19 protein-coding genes are annotated in these 21,747 nt (G+C 37.9%); 7 read left to right on the top strand and 12 right to left on the bottom strand.

Going from position 1 to position 21,747, the window contains the following annotated elements; translation table 11 throughout:
- Positions 1-29: 29 nt before the first annotated feature.
- The 4 genes from CWD90_RS06905 to CWD90_RS06890 all read right to left on the bottom strand — a co-directional run bounded on the left by CWD90_RS06905 (position 30) and on the right by CWD90_RS06890 (position 5,901).
- Positions 30-2,438 (bottom strand): TonB-dependent receptor plug domain-containing protein, encoded by a 2,409-nt coding sequence (locus CWD90_RS06905; protein ID WP_239986478.1) that lies wholly within the window; start codon positions 2,436-2,438, stop codon positions 30-32.
- Position 2,439: 1 nt separating this feature from the next.
- A complete protein-coding gene (recO, locus tag CWD90_RS06900; RefSeq protein ID WP_103475208.1) occupies positions 2,440-3,159 on the bottom strand; it encodes a DNA repair protein RecO in 720 nt (239 codons plus the stop codon).
- Between the two features lie 139 nt (positions 3,160-3,298).
- Complete coding sequence (gene gdhA / locus CWD90_RS06895; RefSeq protein WP_103475207.1) at positions 3,299-4,642, bottom strand: NADP-specific glutamate dehydrogenase; 1,344 nt, start codon at positions 4,640-4,642, stop codon at positions 3,299-3,301.
- Positions 4,643-4,746: 104 nt separating this feature from the next.
- Positions 4,747-5,901 (bottom strand): cystathionine gamma-synthase, encoded by a 1,155-nt coding sequence (locus CWD90_RS06890; RefSeq protein WP_103475206.1) that lies wholly within the window; start codon positions 5,899-5,901, stop codon positions 4,747-4,749.
- A gap of 89 nt (positions 5,902-5,990) precedes the next feature.
- On the opposite strand from CWD90_RS06890, the gene CWD90_RS06885 reads away from it, so the two are divergent.
- A complete protein-coding gene (locus CWD90_RS06885; RefSeq protein WP_103475205.1) occupies positions 5,991-6,734 on the top strand; it encodes a DUF3298 and DUF4163 domain-containing protein in 744 nt (247 codons plus the stop codon).
- Here CWD90_RS06885 and CWD90_RS06880 read toward each other — a convergent pair.
- The gene (locus CWD90_RS06880; protein ID WP_103475204.1) at positions 6,731-7,195 is read right to left on the bottom strand and encodes a DinB family protein; all 465 of its coding nucleotides are present in this window, start codon (positions 7,193-7,195) and stop codon (positions 6,731-6,733) included. The genes CWD90_RS06885 and CWD90_RS06880 overlap by 4 nt on opposite strands.
- 113 nt (positions 7,196-7,308) lie before the next feature.
- On the opposite strand from CWD90_RS06880, the gene CWD90_RS06875 reads away from it, so the two are divergent.
- Positions 7,309-7,662, top strand: coding sequence for an arsenate reductase family protein (locus tag CWD90_RS06875; protein WP_103475203.1), 354 nt, complete (start codon positions 7,309-7,311; stop codon positions 7,660-7,662).
- Entirely contained in the window at positions 7,659-8,552 is an 894-nt protein-coding gene (locus CWD90_RS06870; RefSeq protein ID WP_103475202.1) for a DMT family transporter, read from the top strand. Before CWD90_RS06875 ends, CWD90_RS06870 begins: the two co-directional genes overlap by 4 nt.
- On the opposite strand, the gene CWD90_RS06865 is transcribed toward CWD90_RS06870, so the two are convergent.
- On the bottom strand, positions 8,536-9,012 hold the full coding sequence (locus CWD90_RS06865) for an acyl-CoA thioesterase (protein ID WP_103475201.1): 477 nt from the start codon (positions 9,010-9,012) through the stop codon (positions 8,536-8,538). The genes CWD90_RS06870 and CWD90_RS06865 overlap by 17 nt on opposite strands.
- A gap of 137 nt (positions 9,013-9,149) precedes the next feature.
- Here CWD90_RS06865 and CWD90_RS06860 point away from each other — a divergent pair, with 137 nt between their 5' ends.
- A complete protein-coding gene (locus CWD90_RS06860; protein WP_103475200.1) occupies positions 9,150-10,124 on the top strand; it encodes an NAD(P)H-dependent flavin oxidoreductase in 975 nt (324 codons plus the stop codon).
- 81 nt (positions 10,125-10,205) lie between these two features.
- On the opposite strand, the gene CWD90_RS06855 is transcribed toward CWD90_RS06860, so the two are convergent.
- The 3 genes from CWD90_RS06855 to CWD90_RS06845 all read right to left on the bottom strand — a co-directional run bounded on the left by CWD90_RS06855 (position 10,206) and on the right by CWD90_RS06845 (position 14,275).
- Positions 10,206-11,255, bottom strand: coding sequence for a substrate-binding domain-containing protein (locus CWD90_RS06855; protein WP_103475199.1), 1,050 nt, complete (start codon positions 11,253-11,255; stop codon positions 10,206-10,208).
- 251 nt (positions 11,256-11,506) lie between these two features.
- On the bottom strand, positions 11,507-12,865 hold the full coding sequence (locus tag CWD90_RS06850; protein ID WP_103475198.1) for a Gfo/Idh/MocA family protein: 1,359 nt from the start codon (positions 12,863-12,865) through the stop codon (positions 11,507-11,509).
- 27 nt (positions 12,866-12,892) lie between these two features.
- Positions 12,893-14,275 (bottom strand): 3-keto-disaccharide hydrolase, encoded by a 1,383-nt coding sequence (locus CWD90_RS06845; RefSeq protein ID WP_103475197.1) that lies wholly within the window; start codon positions 14,273-14,275, stop codon positions 12,893-12,895.
- A 271-nt stretch (positions 14,276-14,546) separates the two neighbouring features.
- On the opposite strand from CWD90_RS06845, the gene CWD90_RS06840 reads away from it, so the two are divergent.
- On the top strand, positions 14,547-15,509 hold the full coding sequence (locus tag CWD90_RS06840; protein ID WP_103475196.1) for a YheT family hydrolase: 963 nt from the start codon (positions 14,547-14,549) through the stop codon (positions 15,507-15,509).
- A gap of 42 nt (positions 15,510-15,551) precedes the next feature.
- The gene (locus CWD90_RS06835; protein WP_103475195.1) at positions 15,552-16,031 is read left to right on the top strand and encodes a c-type cytochrome; all 480 of its coding nucleotides are present in this window, start codon (positions 15,552-15,554) and stop codon (positions 16,029-16,031) included.
- A 435-nt stretch (positions 16,032-16,466) separates the two neighbouring features.
- Here CWD90_RS06835 and CWD90_RS06830 read toward each other — a convergent pair whose 3' ends face one another.
- The 3 genes from CWD90_RS06830 to CWD90_RS06820 form a co-directional block, all read right to left on the bottom strand.
- Positions 16,467-18,002 carry a SulP family inorganic anion transporter gene (locus CWD90_RS06830; protein ID WP_103475194.1) on the bottom strand — a complete coding sequence of 512 codons (1,536 nt, stop codon included), beginning with the start codon at positions 18,000-18,002 and terminating at the stop codon, positions 16,467-16,469.
- An 83-nt stretch (positions 18,003-18,085) separates the two neighbouring features.
- On the bottom strand, positions 18,086-19,057 hold the full coding sequence (locus CWD90_RS06825; protein WP_103475193.1) for a phytanoyl-CoA dioxygenase family protein: 972 nt from the start codon (positions 19,055-19,057) through the stop codon (positions 18,086-18,088).
- A gap of 222 nt (positions 19,058-19,279) precedes the next feature.
- A complete protein-coding gene (locus tag CWD90_RS06820) occupies positions 19,280-20,206 on the bottom strand; it encodes a nicotinic acid mononucleotide adenyltransferase (RefSeq protein WP_103475192.1) in 927 nt (308 codons plus the stop codon).
- Between the two features lie 466 nt (positions 20,207-20,672).
- On the opposite strand from CWD90_RS06820, the gene CWD90_RS06815 reads away from it, so the two are divergent.
- Positions 20,673-21,674 carry an NAD(P)H-dependent glycerol-3-phosphate dehydrogenase gene (locus CWD90_RS06815; protein ID WP_103475191.1) on the top strand — a complete coding sequence of 334 codons (1,002 nt, stop codon included), beginning with the start codon at positions 20,673-20,675 and terminating at the stop codon, positions 21,672-21,674.
- The last annotated feature ends 73 nt before the right edge of the window (positions 21,675-21,747 follow it).

The following is a 21,747-nucleotide window of genomic DNA, read 5'->3' as shown; positions in this document are numbered from 1 at the left end:
CCCGGTATTAACATATCGGGCCTTTACTTTTAAAAGGTATATCCTACCCCCAGTATTAAATTGATCCCCGGTGCAACGATTCCAGAGGAATAGGAACGATACCTTTGATCGGTAATGTTCTCTAAGTTCACGGTACCTTTTAATGCGTGGGAAAATTGATATTGCGAACGAACATTTAAAGTATACCAAGAAGGGGAGTAGGGATTTCCATTGGCATTAACAGCATATATATAGTCCTTGGTTATTTCGGACATTGACAAATCATCATAGCTGATTTCCCCATTAAAATTGACAAATAGATCGGTTTTCAATTTTTGATTTTTCCATATCATGTGAAAATCCCCAAATGTGGGCGCCACATGTCTGCCTGGCGAATCCGTTCCATCCTCCTCTTCCTCGATGCCCTTAGTAAGGGTTAGGTTGGAATTCAGCGATAAGTTTTCCGTTAAAAAAGCATCCAATCCAAACTCGAACCCGTAAACATAGGCTTTTGCTGCGTTCTGTATCGCCTGGACATTACTTAGCTCCCCATTATATACTATCTCATTATTTCCATTAAATTGAAAATCTCTTCGGACCAACGCATCTACCAAATACGTATAAAAGGAAGCGCCTTTTAGCATTAATTTATCATTGAAATTTTTCTGAATCCCTACTTCTAAATTGTAAGCATATTCCGGTTCCAATTCTGGATTTGGGACTACCACAGATCCTGGTTCGGAATCAAATATCTTACCAACATCATCAATGTTTGGGGCCCTAAAGCCCGTAGAACCATTGAAAGTAAATTGCAAATCAGCTTTTGGGAACCAACTAAAGCCTATACTTCCGGTTAAGGCACCAGTGCTAAGATCGGCATCATTAAAGGGGAAAGAATAATAAGTCTGGTCAAAAACAGCATCAATCCAAACATGACTGTAGCGCAGTCCGGACAAGAAAGTGAAATTGGGCTTGGCGCGTAGCTCACCGCTTATATAACCCGCCAAGGTCTGCCAAGTGGAATTATCCGGATACCTGGATGCAGAAGGTAACAAGTCTAGGGTCTCTACGTTCAACTCATTTCCGCTGGAGCCAATTTTATTAAATACATACTCCCCTCCATAGTATAGTCTAAGGTTTCCAATACGTTTGTTTTCAAAATCGATGTTCGTGGAAATAGCATCTACATTCTCCTTGGTCATGTACCTTATGGCATCTTGAAAACTCCTATCATTCCTGCTTTCTTCAAAATTTTGATAGGCTGTAGTTATTTTCAATCCATCATAAAATTTTCCTTTACCGTTTTTATAAAATTGAAGGTTTCCCATAAACCATTTCTGCGGACCATAAAACCATTCCGCAGAGCGCAGACCAAGCCCATCCTTGGATGGCCTTATAAGTCTGTCATATCTAGAGTAATCCGAGGTTTCCGAGTAATAGGCACTTAAATTAATGTTCCAATTATTATTGGGTTTGAAAACCACTTTTTGCATTAAATTAATTTGATTATAACCTGTGGGCAACTGCGATTCGGGCTTAGGATTTTCCAAGAGCTCATCCTCTCCATTTTGGGTTGCCACATAATTAGTCCTTAAATAGGAATTTGGACCATGGGACCCCATTTTAAGATCGTCAAAATCATTATAAGTCATACTGCTCAAAAATGCCCATTTCCTTTTTCCCAAGTTGAAATCAACGTGAAAAGTATTCTCATTATTGGCAGAGGAATATCTATAATTCCCTTTCCCGAAAAAATTTAAACTATCCGCCTTGGAAAATTGTGGATTATTGGTATAAAAATTCATGACCCCCCCTATGGCATCGGAACCGTAGATTACAGACCCAGGACCAAAAATTACTTCCGTACTTTTAATTGTAAATGGGTCAATGGAAATTACATTTTGCACGTTCCCCCCCCTAAATATGGCATTGTTCATGCGAACACCATCTATGGAAAGTAGTAATCTATTTGTTGCAAAGCCTCTTATCATTGGGCTACCTCCTCCAAGTTGACTTTTCTGGACAAATACTTTTCCACTATTCTGTAGTAGATCTGCCGAAGTTTGGGGCGCCGTAAAATCAATTGTTTTGGCATTTATTATTGCTATTTTCTGGGGGATATCCTTTTTCTGTTGCTCCCATTTGGAGATAGACATCACTACTTCATCCAGCTGTTCAGCATTCAATGCCAAATAAAGCTTTCCCTTTCTTAGCACATGGCCCTTTGTACTCCTAAAATTTTGGTAGCCAATATGTGTGAAGGTGATACGTTCACCATGATCAAATTTGGAAAGGTCACATTTACCATCAAAGTCGGAAAGGGATGTTCTGGATTTATCCCAATTATAAACAATTACATTGGGAATTGGCCGATGGTCCTCCTCATCCAAAATAACAATTTCCTGTCCCGTTACCCCTAGATAAAAAAAGAGAACAATTATGAAGACTATTTTTTGCATATTAGCTAAAAACTTCATTTAAAACGGCCAATGACTTCGGTTTTCTAAATCCTTGCAAATGTAATTCAAAATATAGGACAAGGGTTTTTAGGAGTTCCTGACGGTTCTTTTTGTTAAGTTTAATAGTATGTACTGCATCAAAATTTATGCCCAAAAGGTCCTTGAAGTATTTTAAATTTTCTCCGCTTAGGGTTGGATTTAAGGATGGCGATTTTATAAACTCCCCCTCCAGAAGGTCAAAGTATAAAAAATCCATATTGTTGGTATCTGGATAAAACCCAAAATATTTAGTCAAAGACAGTGAAAAGTACAGGTGGAAATTAGCAAATTCATCGTGAGAATCCAACCACTGCAGCGAGGCCTCAATAAAGTTAAACAGCCCTTCATTACGCTCTTCCTCATGGATACTATTACCCAACATTTCTGCCAAAAAAAACGTAATGGCATTTTTGGCAATATCGGTGTGAAGCGTCTGGTAGTGATAACTTACCCTAGCTTCAATAATACTTTCCAAGGTTCCCTTGTTTTTATGGGAGGCCACCAAATCCAGTTGCAGCAATGGTTGGAAATAGGCCGTTTTTAACTTACCCTTTTTTGAAGCAAGAACACCCCTCAACAGATAAGATTTTATTCCATCCGATAAGGTAAGTATCTTGACTATTAAACTGGTGTCCCCATATTTAATAGACGTTAAAACAATGGCTTTAGTGGTAACCTGCATTATAAATCAAATCTTGGAACAAAGATAGCACAAAGAGACCCGTAAGGTTTTATAAAACCTTACGGGTCTCTGAAATTGCTTAAAATTCCATTCTATAATCCGGTAATGAGACTAGGATACAATACTAGGTTGTATAAACTTAAATAACTCCCTGTGCCAACATAGCATCAGCAACTTTTACGAAACCGGCAATATTTGCTCCTTTTACATAGTTGCAATATCCATCCACATCCCTTCCGTATTCTATACAGGAATCATGAATATCCTTCATTATTTTTTGCAATCGTTCATCTACCTCTTCCCTGGTCCAACTAATACGCAAGGAATTCTGTGACATTTCCAAGCCTGAAGTTGCTACTCCACCAGCATTGGATGCTTTTCCAGGAGCAAATAATATTTTAGCCTCGTGAAAAGCATGAATTGCTTCCGGGGTCGAAGGCATATTAGCTCCTTCGGCTACACAAATACATCCATTTTTTAGCAATATTTTAGCATCTTTGCCGTCCAATTCATTTTGTGTAGCGCATGGCAGTGCCATTTCACATGGAACACCCCAAGGGGTCTTACCTGCATGGAATTCTGCAGATTTATATTTTTTAATATAATCGGATATTCTACCCCGTTTATTGTTTTTAATATCCATTACGAAGGCCAGTTTTTCCTCGCTTAAACCTTCCTTATCGTAAATGTAGCCACTGGAATCCGAAAGAGTAACTACTTTGCCTCCCAAGTGAATTACTTTTTCGGCTGCATACTGTGCTACGTTTCCAGAACCTGAAATAACTACGGTTTTACCCCTAACATCTTCCTTTTGGGATTGCAACATACTCTGGGCAAAATAAACAGTGCCATAACCCGTAGCTTCCGGGCGTATTTTAGAACCGCCCCAAGAAAGACCTTTACCGGTTAAAACCCCAGTAAACTCATTTCTGATTTTTTTATACATCCCAAACAGGAACCCTATTTCCCTGGCGCCAACACCAATATCCCCTGCAGGTACATCGGTATTAGGTCCAATGTGCCTAGAAAGTTCCGTCATAAAGGCATGGCAAAAACGCATGACCTCATCATTTGATTTTCCTTTCGGATCAAAATCGGACCCTCCTTTTCCACCACCCATTGGCAATGTTGTTAAGCTATTTTTAAAAACCTGTTCAAAGGCCAGGAATTTTAAAACACTTGCATTTACAGTAGGATGAAACCTAAGTCCTCCCTTATAAGGACCTATAGCCGAATTCATTTGAATTCTATAACCTCTATTTACATGTATTTCGCCGTCATCATCTACCCATGAAACCCTAAAGGAAATTAACCTTTCCGGTTCCACCATCCTTAATAAAATATTCTTTCCATTGTAAATCTCATTATTACTAATGTAAGGAATAACTGTTTCTGCCACTTCTTGTACAGCTTGTATGAATTCCGGCTCGTGGCTATTACGACCTTTTACCTCCTCCATAAAAGCATTTATCTTGTCTTCCATAAAATACGAGTAATTGCTAATTGTTGATAAATATTGAGTTTGAAGGCAAAATTATATTATTTCTATAATTTAAACCCTATATTTTTCAAAATTTGATAAAATCTTTATTTAATCGCATGCCTTAGGTCATCAATTAAATCATCCTTATCCTCAATACCTACACTGAGTCGAATTAAGGCATCTACCACACCGCTTTTTTCCCTTTCCTCTTTAGGTATACTGGCATGGGTCATGCTGGCAGGATGACCAACCAAACTTTCTACCCCGCCCAAGGATTCGGCAAGGGTAAAGATTTGAAGATTTTCAACAATCTTTATGGCATCTTCGTAATGGCCGCCCTTTGGCACAAAAGAAATCATTCCCCCAAAATCACTCATTTGTCTTTTTGCCACTTCATGATTTGGGTGACTTGGAAATCCTGGCCAATATACTTTTTCAATTTTAGGATGATTTGCCAAGAATTCAGCAACTGCTTTACCATTTTCACAATGTCTCTGCATCCTTACATGCAAGGTCTTTATTCCTCTCAGTACCAAAAAGCTATCCATTGGTCCACAAACAGCACCACTTGCATTTTGTATAAAATACAGTTCATCCGCCAGGGCCTTATCCCTTAACACCAAAGCTCCTAGGACAACATCGCTATGTCCCCCAAGGTATTTCGTGGCGGAATGCATTACAATGTCGGCTCCCAAATCCAAAGGAAGTTGTAAGTATGGAGTTGCAAAGGTATTGTCTACGGCAAGTAGGATTTTATGTTTTTTTGCCAGTAGGGAAACCCTTTTTATATCGATAATATTCATCATTGGGTTAGTAGGTGTCTCTACCCAAATCAGTTTGGTCTTTAAATTAATTTGTTGGCTTATTTCATTGGTATCCTGCATTCCAACAAAGTGGAAAACGATGCCGTATTTTTCAAATATCTTTTTGAAAATTCGGTAACTGCCCCCATAAATGTTACTTGTGGAAATAACCTCGTCTCCTGGATTCAAAAGTTTAATTACCGCATCTATTGCCGCCAATCCACTGCCAAAGGCCAAACCATATGTCCCGTTTTCAATACTGGCCAAGGAATTCTCCAATGCAGTCCTAGTTGGATTTGCGCTTCTTGAATACTCGTATCCCTTATGACCTCCAGGTGTACTCTGTGCATAGGTCGAAGTCTGATATATGGGGGGCATAACCGCACCATATGCTTTGTCCGGAAACTGCCCTCCATGAATAGTTTTGCTATTGAACTTTAATTGTTTTTTACCCATGATAAATATATCGCTATACAAATGTACCTTTATCTTTCTGAGATTACAATGATCTTGTAGCTTTACACCTTTCTAACACCATTGCTTTTATGAAGATTAAATTAGCCTATTTATTTATCGTATTATTTTTATGGAATTGTAAAAATGAAGATCGAATCCCTTTTGAACCCACCGCGTATACGGCAGAGAATTGCGACAATTGTCCGAAGGTAACTATCCATATTCCAAAAGCCTTGGATGGTAGCGCCATAAGTGCCACCATAAACAACTCCCTGAAAGAAGAGGTGATTTCAATGCTTATTTATGATGATGAAATTGAGGCTACCAATATTGAAGAAGCGATTCAGTCTTTTAAGAACGGGTATTTGGAATTAAAAAAATTATATCCAGATGAACCAGTTGGATGGGAAGCGGATATTGAAGGCAAAGTGACCTATGAAGATAAAAATATTTTGACGATTCAAGTCGATTCTTATTCCTTTACCGGTGGGGCCCATGGTTTTACCTCAACGCGATTTTTAAATTTTGATAAGATTAATGGGCTAGAATTTGAAACTATGGAACTTTTTAAGGACCCCTTGGATTTTCAAAATTTTGCTGAGGGAAAATTTAGGGTACAAGAAAATATTCCTGTGTCTGGATCGGTTAATGCCACTGGCTTTATGTTTGAGAACGATGAATTTTATCTTCCCCTAAATATTGGTTTTACCAAGGAAGGCTTACAATTGTTATATGAGCAATACGAGGTAGCCTCCTATGCGGACGGACCAATAACATTAACCTTGTCTTTGGAGGAAATAAAACCCTATCTAAAAATTAAAATTCCGTCCTAATTTTTAACCACAACCTTTAAAAGGGCTAAAATAGATCCAAGGTGTATACCCTCATGAAAGATATTGAACATAATGGCATCTTCCACCGTGCTTAATGTAACGTTTGCACTGGTTGTGTATGCATTATACCCTTTAAATATTCCTTTCCCATAGTCTTCTTGCATCCATGTTACGGCAGGCAATAATAAGTCTTCCACTAGTTGCAATTCTTCATCCGTTGCTGTGCCATCGGGCACGGTGCCCTTTTTAAATTTTTCTACCAGAGCATCATCCAACCTCATAGGTTGTCCGCTAAGCTTGTAGATCAAAAGTTGTTGGGTAACCACAACATGGGCAATATTCCACCATATGTTGTTACGGAATCCCTTAGGAATTTGCAGCAATAACTCCTTTGGTGTTTCTTTTAAAAATTTATAAAGTATTTTCCTGTTCTGTAGGGTAATGTTGAATGCGTTTTCCAAGGTTGAAAGTTTTCTGTTATTAATTTTTACAATTGCCGCTAAAAATAGTACAATTCAACGTAATTGGGTTTCTTTGTATACTAAATAATATACAGAGAAAGAGATTTACAAAAATGAAAAAGATATTTCACCTGAGCACTTGTGATACCTGCCAAAGGATATTGAAGGAATTGGAGGCCCCCAGCAGTTTTACACTTCAAGACATAAAAACCGAAGCCATTACCCCTAAACAACTGGAATATATGGCAAGTTTATCCGGGAGCTATGAGAGCTTGTTTAGTAAGCGTGCCCGACTCTATAAAGAACGAAATCTGAAGGAACAAAATCTTACTGAGGACGACTTCAAAGCTCTAATTCTTGAACACTATACCTTTTTAAAACGCCCCGTTATACTCATGGACGACCTTATTTTTGTTGGAAATAGTAAAGCTGTTGTGGCAGAGGCCAAAGCAAAATTAAATTCGTGAGTAGACGAACCCTTGCCATCTTGGCCGCCTTGGGGGCTACCACCATCTATGGTATAAACCACACCATAGCCAAAGGTGTAATGCCTATATATGTTAAACCTTTTGGATTTATTTTCCTCAGGCTTTTTGGGGCAACATTGTTGTTTTGGGGTATTTCCTTTTTTGGGCCTAGAGAAAAATTGGAACGAGGGGATTGGAGCAGATTGTTGGTGTGTGCCTTCTTCGGTATGGGCATCAATATGCTATCGTTCTTTAAAGGTTTGGACCTTTCCACTCCGATCAATAGTGCAGTACTCATAACCATTACCCCCATACTTGTTGTCATATTATCAGCGCTATTTATCAAGGAGAAAATCACCATTCAGAGAGGAATTGGTGTTTTTTTGGGCCTAATAGGGGCATTGGCCTTAATCCTATTTGGAGCAGAAATTAGACAGGATGCCAGCAATATTCCTTTGGGAAACATGTTGTTTATTGTGAATGCCACTTCCTATGGACTGTACCTTATTTTAGTAAAAAAGCTATTGGAAAAATACCATCCTTTTACCCTCATGAAATGGATGTTCGGAATTGGGCTCATCATAACCCTTCCAATAACGTACTCCGAATTTACAGAAATACAATGGGGGCAGCTTCCTGTGGAAGCTATTGGAGCTATTGCCTTTGTAATTATTGGAACTACTTTTTTAACCTATTTGTTCAATGTTTTTGCCTTGACCCAATTAAAGGCCTCGACAGTAGGTGTTTTTATGTACCTACAACCATTAATAGGTATCATATTTGCCATTGCTTCTGGAAAAGACCATCTCACTTTAATTAAGCTACTTGCGATAGTTCTGGTATTGATAGGGGTCTACTTGGTAAGCAAACAAGTTAGACCAAGTCCTTAGGGCGCACCGAAAGTTTTCGTGTATCCTCTTTGGTAAGTACTTTAAATGTGTTTCCCTTCGGAACCTTGTTAAAAGCCGCCAGAAACTCCGCCCCCAAACCGGTCAAACTTCTTGTCTTTAAATCTATCCATGCTCCCATAATCTGACAGTGGGCAAAATTCTTTCCGTTTCCATCATAAAAATTATGATGGAATTCAAAAAACATTCCATTGGCACTCAATCCTACCAACTCCAAGGAAACTTTTACAGGCTTCCCTAAAAATGCTTCCTTAAAATAATAAACATGTTCATGGAATACCACTGGTCCAATATTATGCTGTGACATTGTCTTTTGGTTAAACCCTAGTTCCAACAAAAATGACATCCTCGTATGGCTCATGAAATTTAAATAGGCCGAATTGGCCATGTGACGATTGGCATCCACGTCGCTCCAACGAATTTCGAATTCTTTTATATACATACTTTTATTTTTGTACTTTTGAAATTATTATGCATGCATAATAATTTCAAAAGTACTATTTTTTGCAAACAATAGATATTTTTGTTTCCATTTTTGGCATATCAGATTATTTTTAATTCTTTAAATCCATTACCGAAATGAGCAACAAAGCAGCCTTTATAAAAGACCTTTCACTACCTGTAGTAGCGGCTCCCATGTTCCTGATATCTGGCCCCCAATTGGTCATCGAATGCTGCAAGAACGGAATAGTAGGTACTTTTCCTGCACTTAATCAACGTACAACGGAAGGTTTTGAGGAATGGCTTATTGAGATTAAAACCGAATTAAAGAGATATGAGGAGGAAACTGGAAAGAAAGCCGCCCCTTATGGAGTAAATCTAATAGTCCACCCAACCAATCCACGATTAGAAGCCGATTTAAAAATTTGTATAAAACATAAAGTCCCTTTAATTATTACTTCTCTGGGTGCGGTGGCCAAGGTAGTAGATGCCATCCATAGTTATGGTGGCCTTGTCTTCCATGATATCATTAAAAAGAGACATGCAGAAAAGGCCTCAGAAGCAGGTGTGGACGGATTAATTTTAGTTGCCGCTGGCGCAGGAGGACACGCGGGTACTATAAATCCCATGTCCTTAATTGCCGAAGTCAAAAAATTCTACGACAAGACTATATTGCTTTCGGGTTGTATCAGTACAGGGAGGGATATAGCCTCAGCAATGCAAATGGGTGCGGATTTAGCCTACATGGGCACTCGTTTTATAAACACCAAAGAAAGCCGGGCACCTGAAGAATATCGTAAAATGATTATCGATTCCGGAGCAAGCGATGTGGTCTATACTGCGTCAATATCCGGAGTTCACGCCAACTTTTTGGGCGCTAGTTTAAAAGCGGCTGGAATTACAGAAGAAGATCTAAAAAAAGACACCAAAATCGATTTTGGAAAGGAGCTGAATACGGAAGCCAAGGCGTGGAAAACAATTTGGTCTGCTGGTCAGGGCGTCACAACAATAGATAACGTTGAACCGGTTTCAGAATTAGTAGCAAATTTAAAATCCGAATTTAAAACGGCAATACAGGAACAAATAAAAGTATTGGATACCTACCCTAAGTAGGAATTGCTTCGACCATTGTTTTTATATTTTATAGGACTGAACCTAAGCCAGCTTTCTCAGTTAATCCATATAAAACAAGGGCTACAGCAAATTGCAATTTTCTTGAACAATAATTTCTACTGGGACATCCATATTTAAATCCGAAGGATCCTGTTCAGTAAGAAATTTGAACAATCCTTTGATGGCGGTATAGCCCTGAAATTCGGGTTTTTGATTGATCAGAAAATCAATCTCTTTATTTCTGAGACATTTAAGGTTGTCCTCTTGTAAATCAAAACCAACAACCGACACGTTGGAAACATTATGGGCCTTAAGTATATCGGGTATTAAATAAGACCTTGCATTTGTTACAAAAATCCCTTTTGGCCTTTGATCACTAAACCAGCTTTCAATTTCGGAATTGATTTCAAAAGGCCTATCTACAGGTTGATTAATGGTAAAAATGGAAATATCACTATCCTTGAAATTTGTTTTAAAAAATTCCCTGAATCCATTTTCCCTTTGTTGATTATTGGCATGTAAGCCTCTCTCGGTAACGATATTGACAACAAAATAAAGTCCGTCATTACCAACTAGTCCATGCAGGAGCCTTCCGGCCACTTTACCTGCAATGTGCGAGTCCTGCCGAATAAAATAGGATGGATAATCTAGCTTTACCTCAGTATCCAAAAATACTATTGGTATATTATCTCCCTTGGCCTTGCTTAAAAGATTATTACTCTCCACCATGAAAAATGGCACCGTAACCACAGCGTCGTATTTATTATTTAAAATGATGTCACCCATTTTTATGAAGGAAAAAGGATCCGTAAAGTAATAGTAGGAGACTAAAATACCCATCTCACTCAATTCCTCTACAGCCTTATCAATACCCTTTTTGGGAAGATCCCAATAACTCCAATTCTTAGAAACTTCAGGGATAAGCACGGCAATTTTCAATTTCTTACGAGCAGCCAAATTAAGGCGACTAGCTACTGTGTTTTTTTTATATCCAGTTTCCTTTATTATGGCTTTTATCTTTTCGCGAGTTGCCTTGGAAACCCCATCCCTATTATGCAACACCCTATCCACCGTTCCAATGGAAACATTGGCCAACTTGGCAATTTGCTTAATTCCTATAAGGTTATCCATATACAGGGAATATCTTAATTTAACAATGAAGGGCAAAAAATGATAACACCAAAATTACAAAATGCATTGGTTTAAAGCCCACCCAAAAATATCTTCTTAAAGTGTATTTCTATTTCTTCCCTTGTATGAATTGACTACAATAAGAGCACGGTATATGGCCATTAACCATAGTACATTCAACTATCACAAAAATCAATTACCTTAAACACTTCAAGCCTTCTATCTGCTTTAAAATATGGAATATCCTGAGATCAATACTTGAACACTTTGTCTCCAGCCAAAACATTTTGAGCCTTTTCATCAAAAGTGGATTTCAATCCTGTCCTCAAGGCTGCAGTTGTCATTATATTGGCAATAGAGTGATTATAAGCTGCCTCTATCGTTCCATTTGTTTCCTTGCGACTCCTAACACATTCCATCCAATTCAACATATGCAAAGAGGTCATATCATCAGCTCCTGTATCAGCAGAGGTAACCACCTGTGTAGCACTTTCTGATAGATCAAATTCTTGTAATTGATTTGCCTCCATACCCATTTTGTTGGCGTGGGAAGCATTCAATCCTCCATTTGGACTAACCTTATTGGTGTCCAAGTTTAATTCTCCGCCATTGGAATAATAAATTTCCTTGGTACCGCCTGCAGAATTGGTAAACCTTGAGGAATATACCACTTGGAAACCTTTGGACATATCATCTGATGGGCCGTAATCGAATACTGCCGTCATGGTGTCGTAATTTTTTCTTCCATCTTTCCAAAGATAAATTCCACCATTCGCTGCAACACTTCTGGGATGATTTAATCCTGTAAACCAGTGAACAGTATCTATCTGATGGGACATCCATTGCCCTGGAATTCCAGAGGAAAAAGGCCAGAATAATCGATATTCCAGATACTTTCTGGGATCCCAGGCTTCGTAAGGTCGGTTTAACAAATAACGTTTCCAATCGGTATCCGACTCCTTAATTTCACTGGTGAGTTGAGGCAAGCGCCATCTATCCGGCTGGTTAACATTCCAACTCATTTCCACCATGACGATATCACCAAATTTACCAGACTTAATATAATCGTTGGCTGCATGGTAATTACGACCACTTCGTCTTTGGGAACCAATTTGAAACACTATTCCTGAATCTTGGACGGCCTTTTTACCCACCCTTGCATCATCCATGGTTTCAGCAAATGGTTTTTCCACATAAATATCTTTTTTGGCATTGGCCGCTTGAACGGTATGCAGCGCATGTTGAAAATCTGGGGTAGAGATTATAACAGCATCAATTTTATTTTCATCATACATTTCATCATGGTTTCTCCAAACCTTGACTTTCTCTCCTGTTTTTTCCTTAAGGTAAGCAGCGCCTTCGTCCCTTCTACGGTTCCAAATATCCGAAACCCCTACAATTTCAAAGTTCTGTTTTTTGTGGTGGCCCAAAAATGCCGGTATCAAGGCCCCTTTTACTCTATTCGAAAACCCTGCGATACCCACCCTTACTCGATCGTTTGCACCGATGATTTTATTGTAACTCTTAGCACTCATGGAATTAACACCTAAGGCTATTCCACCAGAGGCCAATGCCGTTTTCTTAATAAAATTTCTACGTCCTTCGCTCATGATCTATATTTTAAAATTAAACCTAATTTAGAACTCCCTTACTTTTATACTTCTAAAGGAAACATGGTCCCCATGATCTTGCAATAGGATCATACCTGCCGGAATTGTTCCGAAATTTTCCCATTTCTCGTACTTGCTTTTTTCAACCAAGGCTTTAAATGTCTGGCTAAACCTGTCAAATTCCACGACCTTCACATTATTAAGCCAATGTTCAACATGGCCATCCTTGACAACGATACGTGCATTGTTCCATTTATCAATGCCATTAAAATTCTTGCCTCTTGAATTTTCGAAGTTCTCTGCCCGAATCAGATCGTATAAAGACCCTACGGTCCTATTGCCATTATGACCCTTTTTGGCATCAGGATGCACTTTATCGTCAAGGATTTGAAATTCAAGGCCTATGGCAGAACCTTCACTCATATTAAGGCCTGGATCAACAAAATATTTAATGCCGCTATTGGCTCCTTCGGTCAATTTGAAATCTACACTTAATTCAAAATTACTATACGCCGATGTAGTTACAATATCACCCCCATTCCTGGATTCGGCTCCATCAGATGACAGAACACTTAGTGTTCCATCTTGCATATTCCAGCCTTTCTCTGGAAACGCATTCAATTTGGCACCTCGCCAGCCTTCAGAAGTTTTTCCGTCCCACAATAATCGCCATCCTTTTCTTATTTCATCAGAGGTAAGCTGATTATTCAAGTAGCTTATTTCCGGGGCATATACAGCTACCTGCTTACGCTCCTTCTCCAAGTCGGAGGTCTTGATCCTAATGTTCTTCCATTTTACTATTTTACCTTCCAGACTTTCATTATGGATAGAATGCACCTGAAAAGCTATAAATCCTTTTGCGGTAACATCATCCACTAGGTTGGCACATTGGACTCCATTTACCCATGTCCTAATGTTTTGACCAATAGCCTCTATTCTATAGTGGTTCCATTCCCCGGCTTTAAAAGCATTCTGTCCTTGAACATTTCTAGACAAGGGATATAGCCAACCTCTACGGGCCTCATCATAAACCCCACCAGCCCATTTTCTGTCACTGGTTTCAATTTCACATTGGTATCCATGTACCCTACCGTCATTATATTCAGGAGAGCTCAGACTTCTAAATTGAACTCCGGAATTAAGTCCATTTTCTACATATACATCAAATTCCAGAATGAAATCGCCATAGGCCTTTTTTGTAGCCATAAAACTATTGGGCGTATTTAATCTGGAAGTACCTACCATTTCCCCCTTTTCGATCTTATATTTTGCATTTCCGTTCAATTGTTCAAAATTGGAGAAGTCCTTTCCATTAAATAGCATTTCCCAGCCATCTTGGGCAGAAGTAAAGAAAAATGTAAAATGAAGCAGTAATACCAAGCACAAGTTGGTCGATTTTCTATTAGCCATAATTTTCGTTAATTAATTTTCGTTAACGTTAACGAAAATATAAAAATATGTTTAAACTGCCATTAATTATTTGACTATTTCCTACTTATAACTTATAATAATGATGAATTGAATAGAATTTAAGGAATATAACCAACAAATTCAAAAATTTATGCCCATATAATACAACCCTTTCTAAGGTCTAATTATTTCCATTTTTAATACTTAACGGATTACCTTATCTTGTAATTACATTTTAATAAATTAACAATTCTTATATAGAAAAACTTCAATGCCTATAATTCCCTCCAATTACAACCCACCTTTTCTTTTTAAAAATGGACATTTTTCCACTATCTATTCAGGGATAATAAGGAAAGTAATTGGTCTTGTTCAAGAACGCGAAAGAATAGAACTTAGCGATGGGGATTTTATGGATTTGGATTGGAGCTATGCTGCCACACCATCTTCTGAAGTAGTAATACTTTTACATGGTTTGGAAGGCAATGCGCAACGCCCTTATATTACTGGTAGTGCAAAGCAATTCAATACTTTTGGCATCGATGCCTGTGCGGTTAATTATAGAGGATGTAGCGGTGAAACAAATCGCCTTTTCCGATCTTATCATTCTGGTGCAACAGAAGATTTGGAAGCCGTAATAAATTACATCCTAAAAGAAAAAAAATATACCCGTATTTATTTAAAGGGATTTAGTTTAGGTGGCAATATGATTTTAAAGTACTTGGGAGAAGGTAGATCGCTTCCAAATGAAATAAAAGGGGCGATCGCTGTATCTGCCCCCGTCAATTTACATAGTTCCTTGATAGAACTTTTAAAACCCAAAAATATAATGTATGCCCAACGGTTTAAAAAGCGTCTTGTGGAAAAACTGCAGTCAAAAAAAATTCTGTTTCCAAAGAGTATAAGCGATGCGGATATTGCAAAAATAAACACCTTAAAAGATTTTGATGACATCTATACCAGTAGGGCACATGGATTTAAAAATGCCCTTGATTATTACCAAAAGTCCAGTTCGTTACAATTTCTCCATGCAATTAACACACCCACACTGATTATTAACGCGAAAAATGATTCCTTTTTAGGCGACAAGTGTTACCCTTCCATAGAAGCGCGACAAAATGAATCAGTACAATTTGAACAGCCATTGTACGGAGGCCATGTAGGGTTTTATGACCAAAAAAATATCACTTATACCGAAAAAAAAGCATTAAAATTCGTTGAAGAATTATATTAAAATAATCTATTTGCTATCTTCGTAAAATAATATACTAAAACGATGAGAAAATTATTTATCCCTTTGGCCTTAGCTGGATTGATTCTTAGCTGCGGCGAAAAAAAAGAAGAAAAGAAGGAAGGTTTTGAAATGAACCGAGCTAAAAAAGAAGTGAAAGCTGAACCTGTTAGTGAGGGTGTGCCTGTAGACATGAGCAATAAAGGTGTTGGACCTATTAAATCTGTAAATTTTGCAGAGGCAATAGATACTGAACTAGCTGCAAAAGGACAAAAAACATTTAGTACCATTTGCGTGGCATGCCATATGGTGGAGCAACGTTTAATTGGCCCTGCACTAAAAGGTGTTTTTGAGAGAAGAAGTCCAGAATGGGTAATGAATATGATTATGAACCCTGATGGTATGCTTAAAGAAGATCCTATAGCAAAAGCCTTGTTAAAAGAGTATAACAATGCCGTTATGCTAAACCAGAATCTTTCTGAGGAAGATACACGTGCGGTTGCCGAGTATTTAAGGACTTTATAGTATTCAACACTACTACATATTAAAAAGCGTTTGCAGCAATCTTGGATTGTTACAAACGCTTTTCATTTTATGTATTATTTATAAATATTAAAACTTATCCACTTCCTCTTTATAGGTGGGGTCTTCAATCATGGATACATGTATAATTACCTAGTTGTGGCGGTTCTAAATATTTAACTTCAAAGAAAAAGCCCTAGTAGATTTAAAAATATGGGCATCGAAATACGGCTATGCAATGAAAGCTGTACTGGCCATCCAAGGGAATCTGTTTCAACTACATTTATACTATAACATAAATATTATAACCCTGATTTACGCCTCAGAATACCTTTAGGCATGTAAAATAGCATCAAAAAACAATTTATCACCATTATACCGAGGGGCGTAAAGGCGTATTAATTAATAACTGTAGAGGTATTGCTCTGGCCTTAATCGTTATTTACTAATCATTACCCTATAAGTAGGATCTTCAATAATGTTTACTTCAATAACACTTTCAGCATTTGTCAATAGCTTTAGGCAGTCAGGACTCAGATACCTCAGGTGTAATGTCTTACCTTCCTTTTCATATCGAGCAGTGATTTTATTTAGCGCATCTATGGCCGACATATCTACCACCTTGCTCTCCTTGAAATCTATTACAACCTCATCCGGGTCATTGGCTACATCAAATTTTTCTAAAAATGTGGCGGTGGAACCAAAGAAAAGTGGGCCGTATATTTCATAATGTTTTACCCCATTTTCGTCTACATGTTTTCTTGCCCTAATGCGTTTAGCGCTTTCCCAAGCGAATACCAAAGAAGAAATGATAACGCCAATCAATACCGCTAAGGCCAGGTTGTGTAACACTACTGTAACCACAGCAACCAATATCAAAACAAAAATGTCGTGTTTAGGCATTTTGTTAATTACTCTAAAACTTATCCACTCAAAAGTACCAATGGCAACGACCATCATCACTCCCACCAATGCAGCCATCGGGATTTGTTCAATTACTGGTCCACCTACTAAAATAATTATTAAGATAGTCATTGCACCTATAATTGCGGAAAGTCGTGCTCTTGCTCCTGATCCCACATTTACCAAAGTTTGTGCTACCATAGCACATCCTCCCATACCACCGAAAAATCCGTTGGTAATATTTGCAATACCCTGTGCCGCAGCTTCTCTATTTGATTGTCCTCTAGTATTGGTGATTTCGTCTACCATATTAAGCGTTAAAAGAGACTCAATAAGCCCAACACCTGCCATGACCAATGCATATGGAAAAATAAGTATAAGGGTCTCCATATTAAAAGGAATATCTGGAATATGGAATGAAGGCAAGGAGCCGCTTACAGAAGCAATATCATATACTTTTTTGGTATCTATGTCAAAGAAAAAAACTACACCAAATACAATCAATATGGCTACTAATGAAGCAGGCACAGCTTTAGTAATCTTAGGTAATACAGCTACGATGGCAATCGTCAAGAGGGTCAAGCCTGCCATTATGTATAATGCCGAACCTTGCATCCAGCCATCAATACCGTTTTCAGATATTTTAAATTGAGCTACTTGGGCCATAAAAATAATCACTGCAAGGCCATTTAAAAAACCGTACATAACAGGTTGCGGAATTAGGCGAACAAACTTCCCTAGCCTAAATAGGCCTACTAATAATTGCAAAACTCCGGCTAAAGCAACGGCTGCAAAAAGATATTCCACGCCGTGAGAAGAAGCCAATGCAATTAAAACAACCACGGTAGCACCTGCCCCTCCAGAAACCATCCCTGGTCTTCCTCCAAAAATGGCGGTGACGATACCCATTAGGAAGGCTGCATAAAGCCCAGTTAGAGGGGATAATCCAGCTAAAATAGCAAATGAGAGAGACTCAGGTATCATTGTCATAGCTACGGTAAGCCCAGCTAAAACTTCATTCTTATAATCTACCTTCTGTTTAAAATCGAATAGATTTAAATACTTCTTCACGTCTTTGTTTTTAAGGGCGCAAAAGTAGTGGATTTTCTTGTTTTAACGGCCACGATATGCCTAAATGTGACATTTACAACAAATTACCAAGATTGAAGGCCTAATAATTTCTGCCCCAAATCATTTAATTCAGCCGTATTGTACTTGGTCTGTTCCCAATTTCTAGGGTCACCGGGAAATGCATATCCTTCTGGTGCCCATCTATTTTTCCATGAATTGATCCGCCAAGCCCTAAGAGACTCATTATCAATCTCTGCGGGCATCATAGAGATATACTGGGCAATACGTACTTTATCTTTAGAACGATTTGGCCTTATCCCATGCGGTTGCGTACTATTAAATATTAAAAGATCACCAGCCTCCATCTTAACCTTTACGATCTTTTCCTGTAGATCGCTAACATCTGGCTTAAAGTGGTCCCGATCTTCAGGTTGGACTAGTTTCCATGTATCATAATTTCGGTATAGCCAAGGAATACATTGAAAACCGCCCATATTTTCATCGGTCTGGTTTGCCAAAGCTAATACTCCCTGCACATTCTGGGGTCTTGTTTCCGGGTCGTAATCCCAATGTATAAAACCTCTTTGGTCAAATCCTGGTCGAATTGGGAAGTTTAGATTAGCCCTATCAATAGTTACCCAAAGTTTTTCCGTTCCCCAAATATCTACGAAAGCATCGTAAATTTTCTTTTGTTGCCTATTGTTCCAAAGATACTGATGGTTATATACCTCTACCATTCCTGTACCCGTTAATTCCTTCATTTTCATTTCCGCCCTTGGAGAACTATACCAAGTGTCCGCGTTTTTAGGGTCTTTTTCTTCAAATTCCCATAAAAATTGGGCTGTTTCCTGCGCTTGGTCCTTGGCAATCGCATTCTTGACAACAATATACCCGTTGTACAACCAAAATTTCCAATCCTCCTCACTCAAGACCCTTAAGGGATCTCCGTTACTACGGTCGTTCAAAATTATTTTGCTAGTAGTGGATGTGGAAGGATTCCCCGGAATCTCCTCATGTGGATTCTTTTTGTTCACCTTGGTATACTTGGATTTCATCTGCTGGATATTTTAGCGTCACGAAGAATACCATAATTTAAGAAAATTAATTGAAATAATCCGCTATACGTATACCAATAGTAATTTGAATAAGTCTTTTGGCATACTGTAGAATTATGATAAATAAAAAACCGCCCTGGGTAATTACTCCAAGGCGGTCTTTAACAAAATAACCAACCAAAAACTTCTTTATATTGGAACCGCAAATTACTACGGCAATAATTATATCTTCCTTTTTCTGGCCACTTTCATGGTCCCATGTTCGGTTTTTGTCCTTTTCTTATCCAATTGGGATTTTCCAGACTTCAAATAGGTAATAAATCCCTTTCCTCTAAACTTATAAACCGTTTTACTAGAGGAATGATAAAGCTCTATTGTACTATCATTAATAACGTACAACTCAAAGTAATCATTGCCCATGTATTCGTAATCCAGTGTTAAAGTTTTGAGCGTTTCATCGTTATATACATCAAATAGGGAATACTCCCCTCTATAGTCCCATAAAATATCGTTGAAATGCATCCCGTAGGGGTCTACGGAGGAATTAAACATGTTTATGTTGCCGTCATTATAGAACTGTAAGTAATTTTCCAAATCAAAGTCGTTCAGATCTCCTTCTTCACTGGTTGCTATTTTTTCCCAAACATCATATTCCTGGAGAAGGTATTGCAGATTGTCATAAAATACCATGTCGTAATCAAAGTTATTTCTTTGGTAACCTTCTAAAAAATAAGATGTCCGGCTCTTGGCATCATATAACTCAATAGTATTATTATTAACTACAAATACCTCCAAATTCCAATAACCATCTAAATCATGGTCTATTTGCAAACTTCCATTATCTGCATTGAAATAACCAATATCCAATCCATATCCGTTTCCGGTTTTACCTATTCCCACTAAATTGTTGTTAGCATAAAGGATTTCTCCATTAAAAGAAATGGTAAACGCACGTTGCAAAAAAGGCACCTCCCCATTGCCGCTAGTTGCATTAATATCTACATACCAAAGTTCATAGGATTTTAAAACTGTATTTAGATGCACAAAGGGTGCCTCTATATATTCATCCTCAATAATAACTTCTGTATAACAGCTGCTTACCAATAAACCAATTGTTAAAGTTGCAAATAGTAGTTTTATAGTCCTCATATTTTAAAGATTGATATTACTATTGACATTAAAAACAATCTTTATGCCATTATTTTTATGCACTCATAATCAGCATATTACAAGACCACAAGATTAGAGAACAGTTAAGCAGACAAAAACATACCTTCCCGAAAAGGGCCAAAACTTAATCCCATATGGATTGAATTCTTGTTTTGAATCTCCAAAAAACAGTCCTACATTGCCATGGATTATATTTAACAATGTGTTCCACTAATTGTATATAGGACAATTATAGTCCGTTGTAGTTTTTTTAATTGACTTGAGCCCGTATTATTGGGCTATAGACGTACAACACGAAGTTTTAAAGAATAAAATGAGCATAAACAAAATATATTTTTGCTCAGCAACCGAAATAATTAAATTTTTTAGGCAGTAGAAAAGCGATTGATCTTTGCAGAAAATTTTTATTAAGATCTATTTCAGGTTAGTACAAAATTTTAAATAGATGAAAAATAATATGAAATTTGCTATTTTGGGCGGTGGCAGCTGGGCCACGGCTATAGTTAAAATGTTGACAGAAAATACCGATGTGGTAAATTGGTATATGCGCAATACGGATGCCATTGAGCACATTAGAACACAGCGTCATAATCCCAATTATTTGAGTTCGGTAGAATTTAATACGGAACAATTAAACTTAACGGACAACATTAACGAAGCAGTTGCTGATGCCGATGTACTGATTTTTGCCATTCCTTCCGCCTTCTTGGAAAACGAATTGAAGCTTTTAACAGTTGATATTAAGGACAAAATTATTTTTTCTGCCATTAAGGGCATTGTACCGGAAACCAGTTTAATAGTCGGAGAACATTTTCATATCAACTATAATATTCCTTTCGAAAATATTGGGGTCATTACCGGGCCATGCCATGCGGAGGAAGTTGCATTGGAGCGTTTATCCTATTTAACCATAGCCTGTGCAGATACCGAAAAAGCCAAATTGGTGGCTAAACATTTGAGCAGTGATTATATAAAAACTAAAATATCCGACGATATTATTGGAACGGAATACGCAGCAATGTTAAAGAATATTTACGCCATTGCTGCCGGTATTGCTCACGGATTAGGCTACGGAGATAATTTCCAAAGTGTACTCATGAGCAACTCTATAAGAGAAATGAAGCGGTTTATAAAACGAGTCCATAAAATGAAACGCAACATAAACGACTCGGCCTATTTAGGAGACCTTTTGGTAACGGGCTATTCAGTTTTTAGCCGAAACCGTATGTTCGGCAATATGATCGGCAAAGGGTATACCGTAAAAAGTGCCATGATGGAAATGAAAATGGTGGCCGAAGGTTATTATGCCACCAATAGTGCCTATTTAATAGCTTCAAAACACAATAAAAAATCGAAAACACCTATTTTAAATGCTGTTTACGAAATCCTTTATGAAAATAAAAGTCCGAAAAAAGTATTCAAGGAACTGACTGAAAAGTTAGATTAATTATAGAAAATAGTTTCGTAGATCCAAAAAAATGCTCGTAAATTCTCTCAGGGCAAGCCCATGAGGCATCGAA

The organism is Arenibacter catalasegens (genome assembly GCF_002909235.1).
GTDB lineage: Bacteria > Bacteroidota > Bacteroidia > Flavobacteriales > Flavobacteriaceae > Arenibacter > Arenibacter catalasegens.
This window is presented reverse-complemented; position numbering and strand designations above follow the sequence as displayed.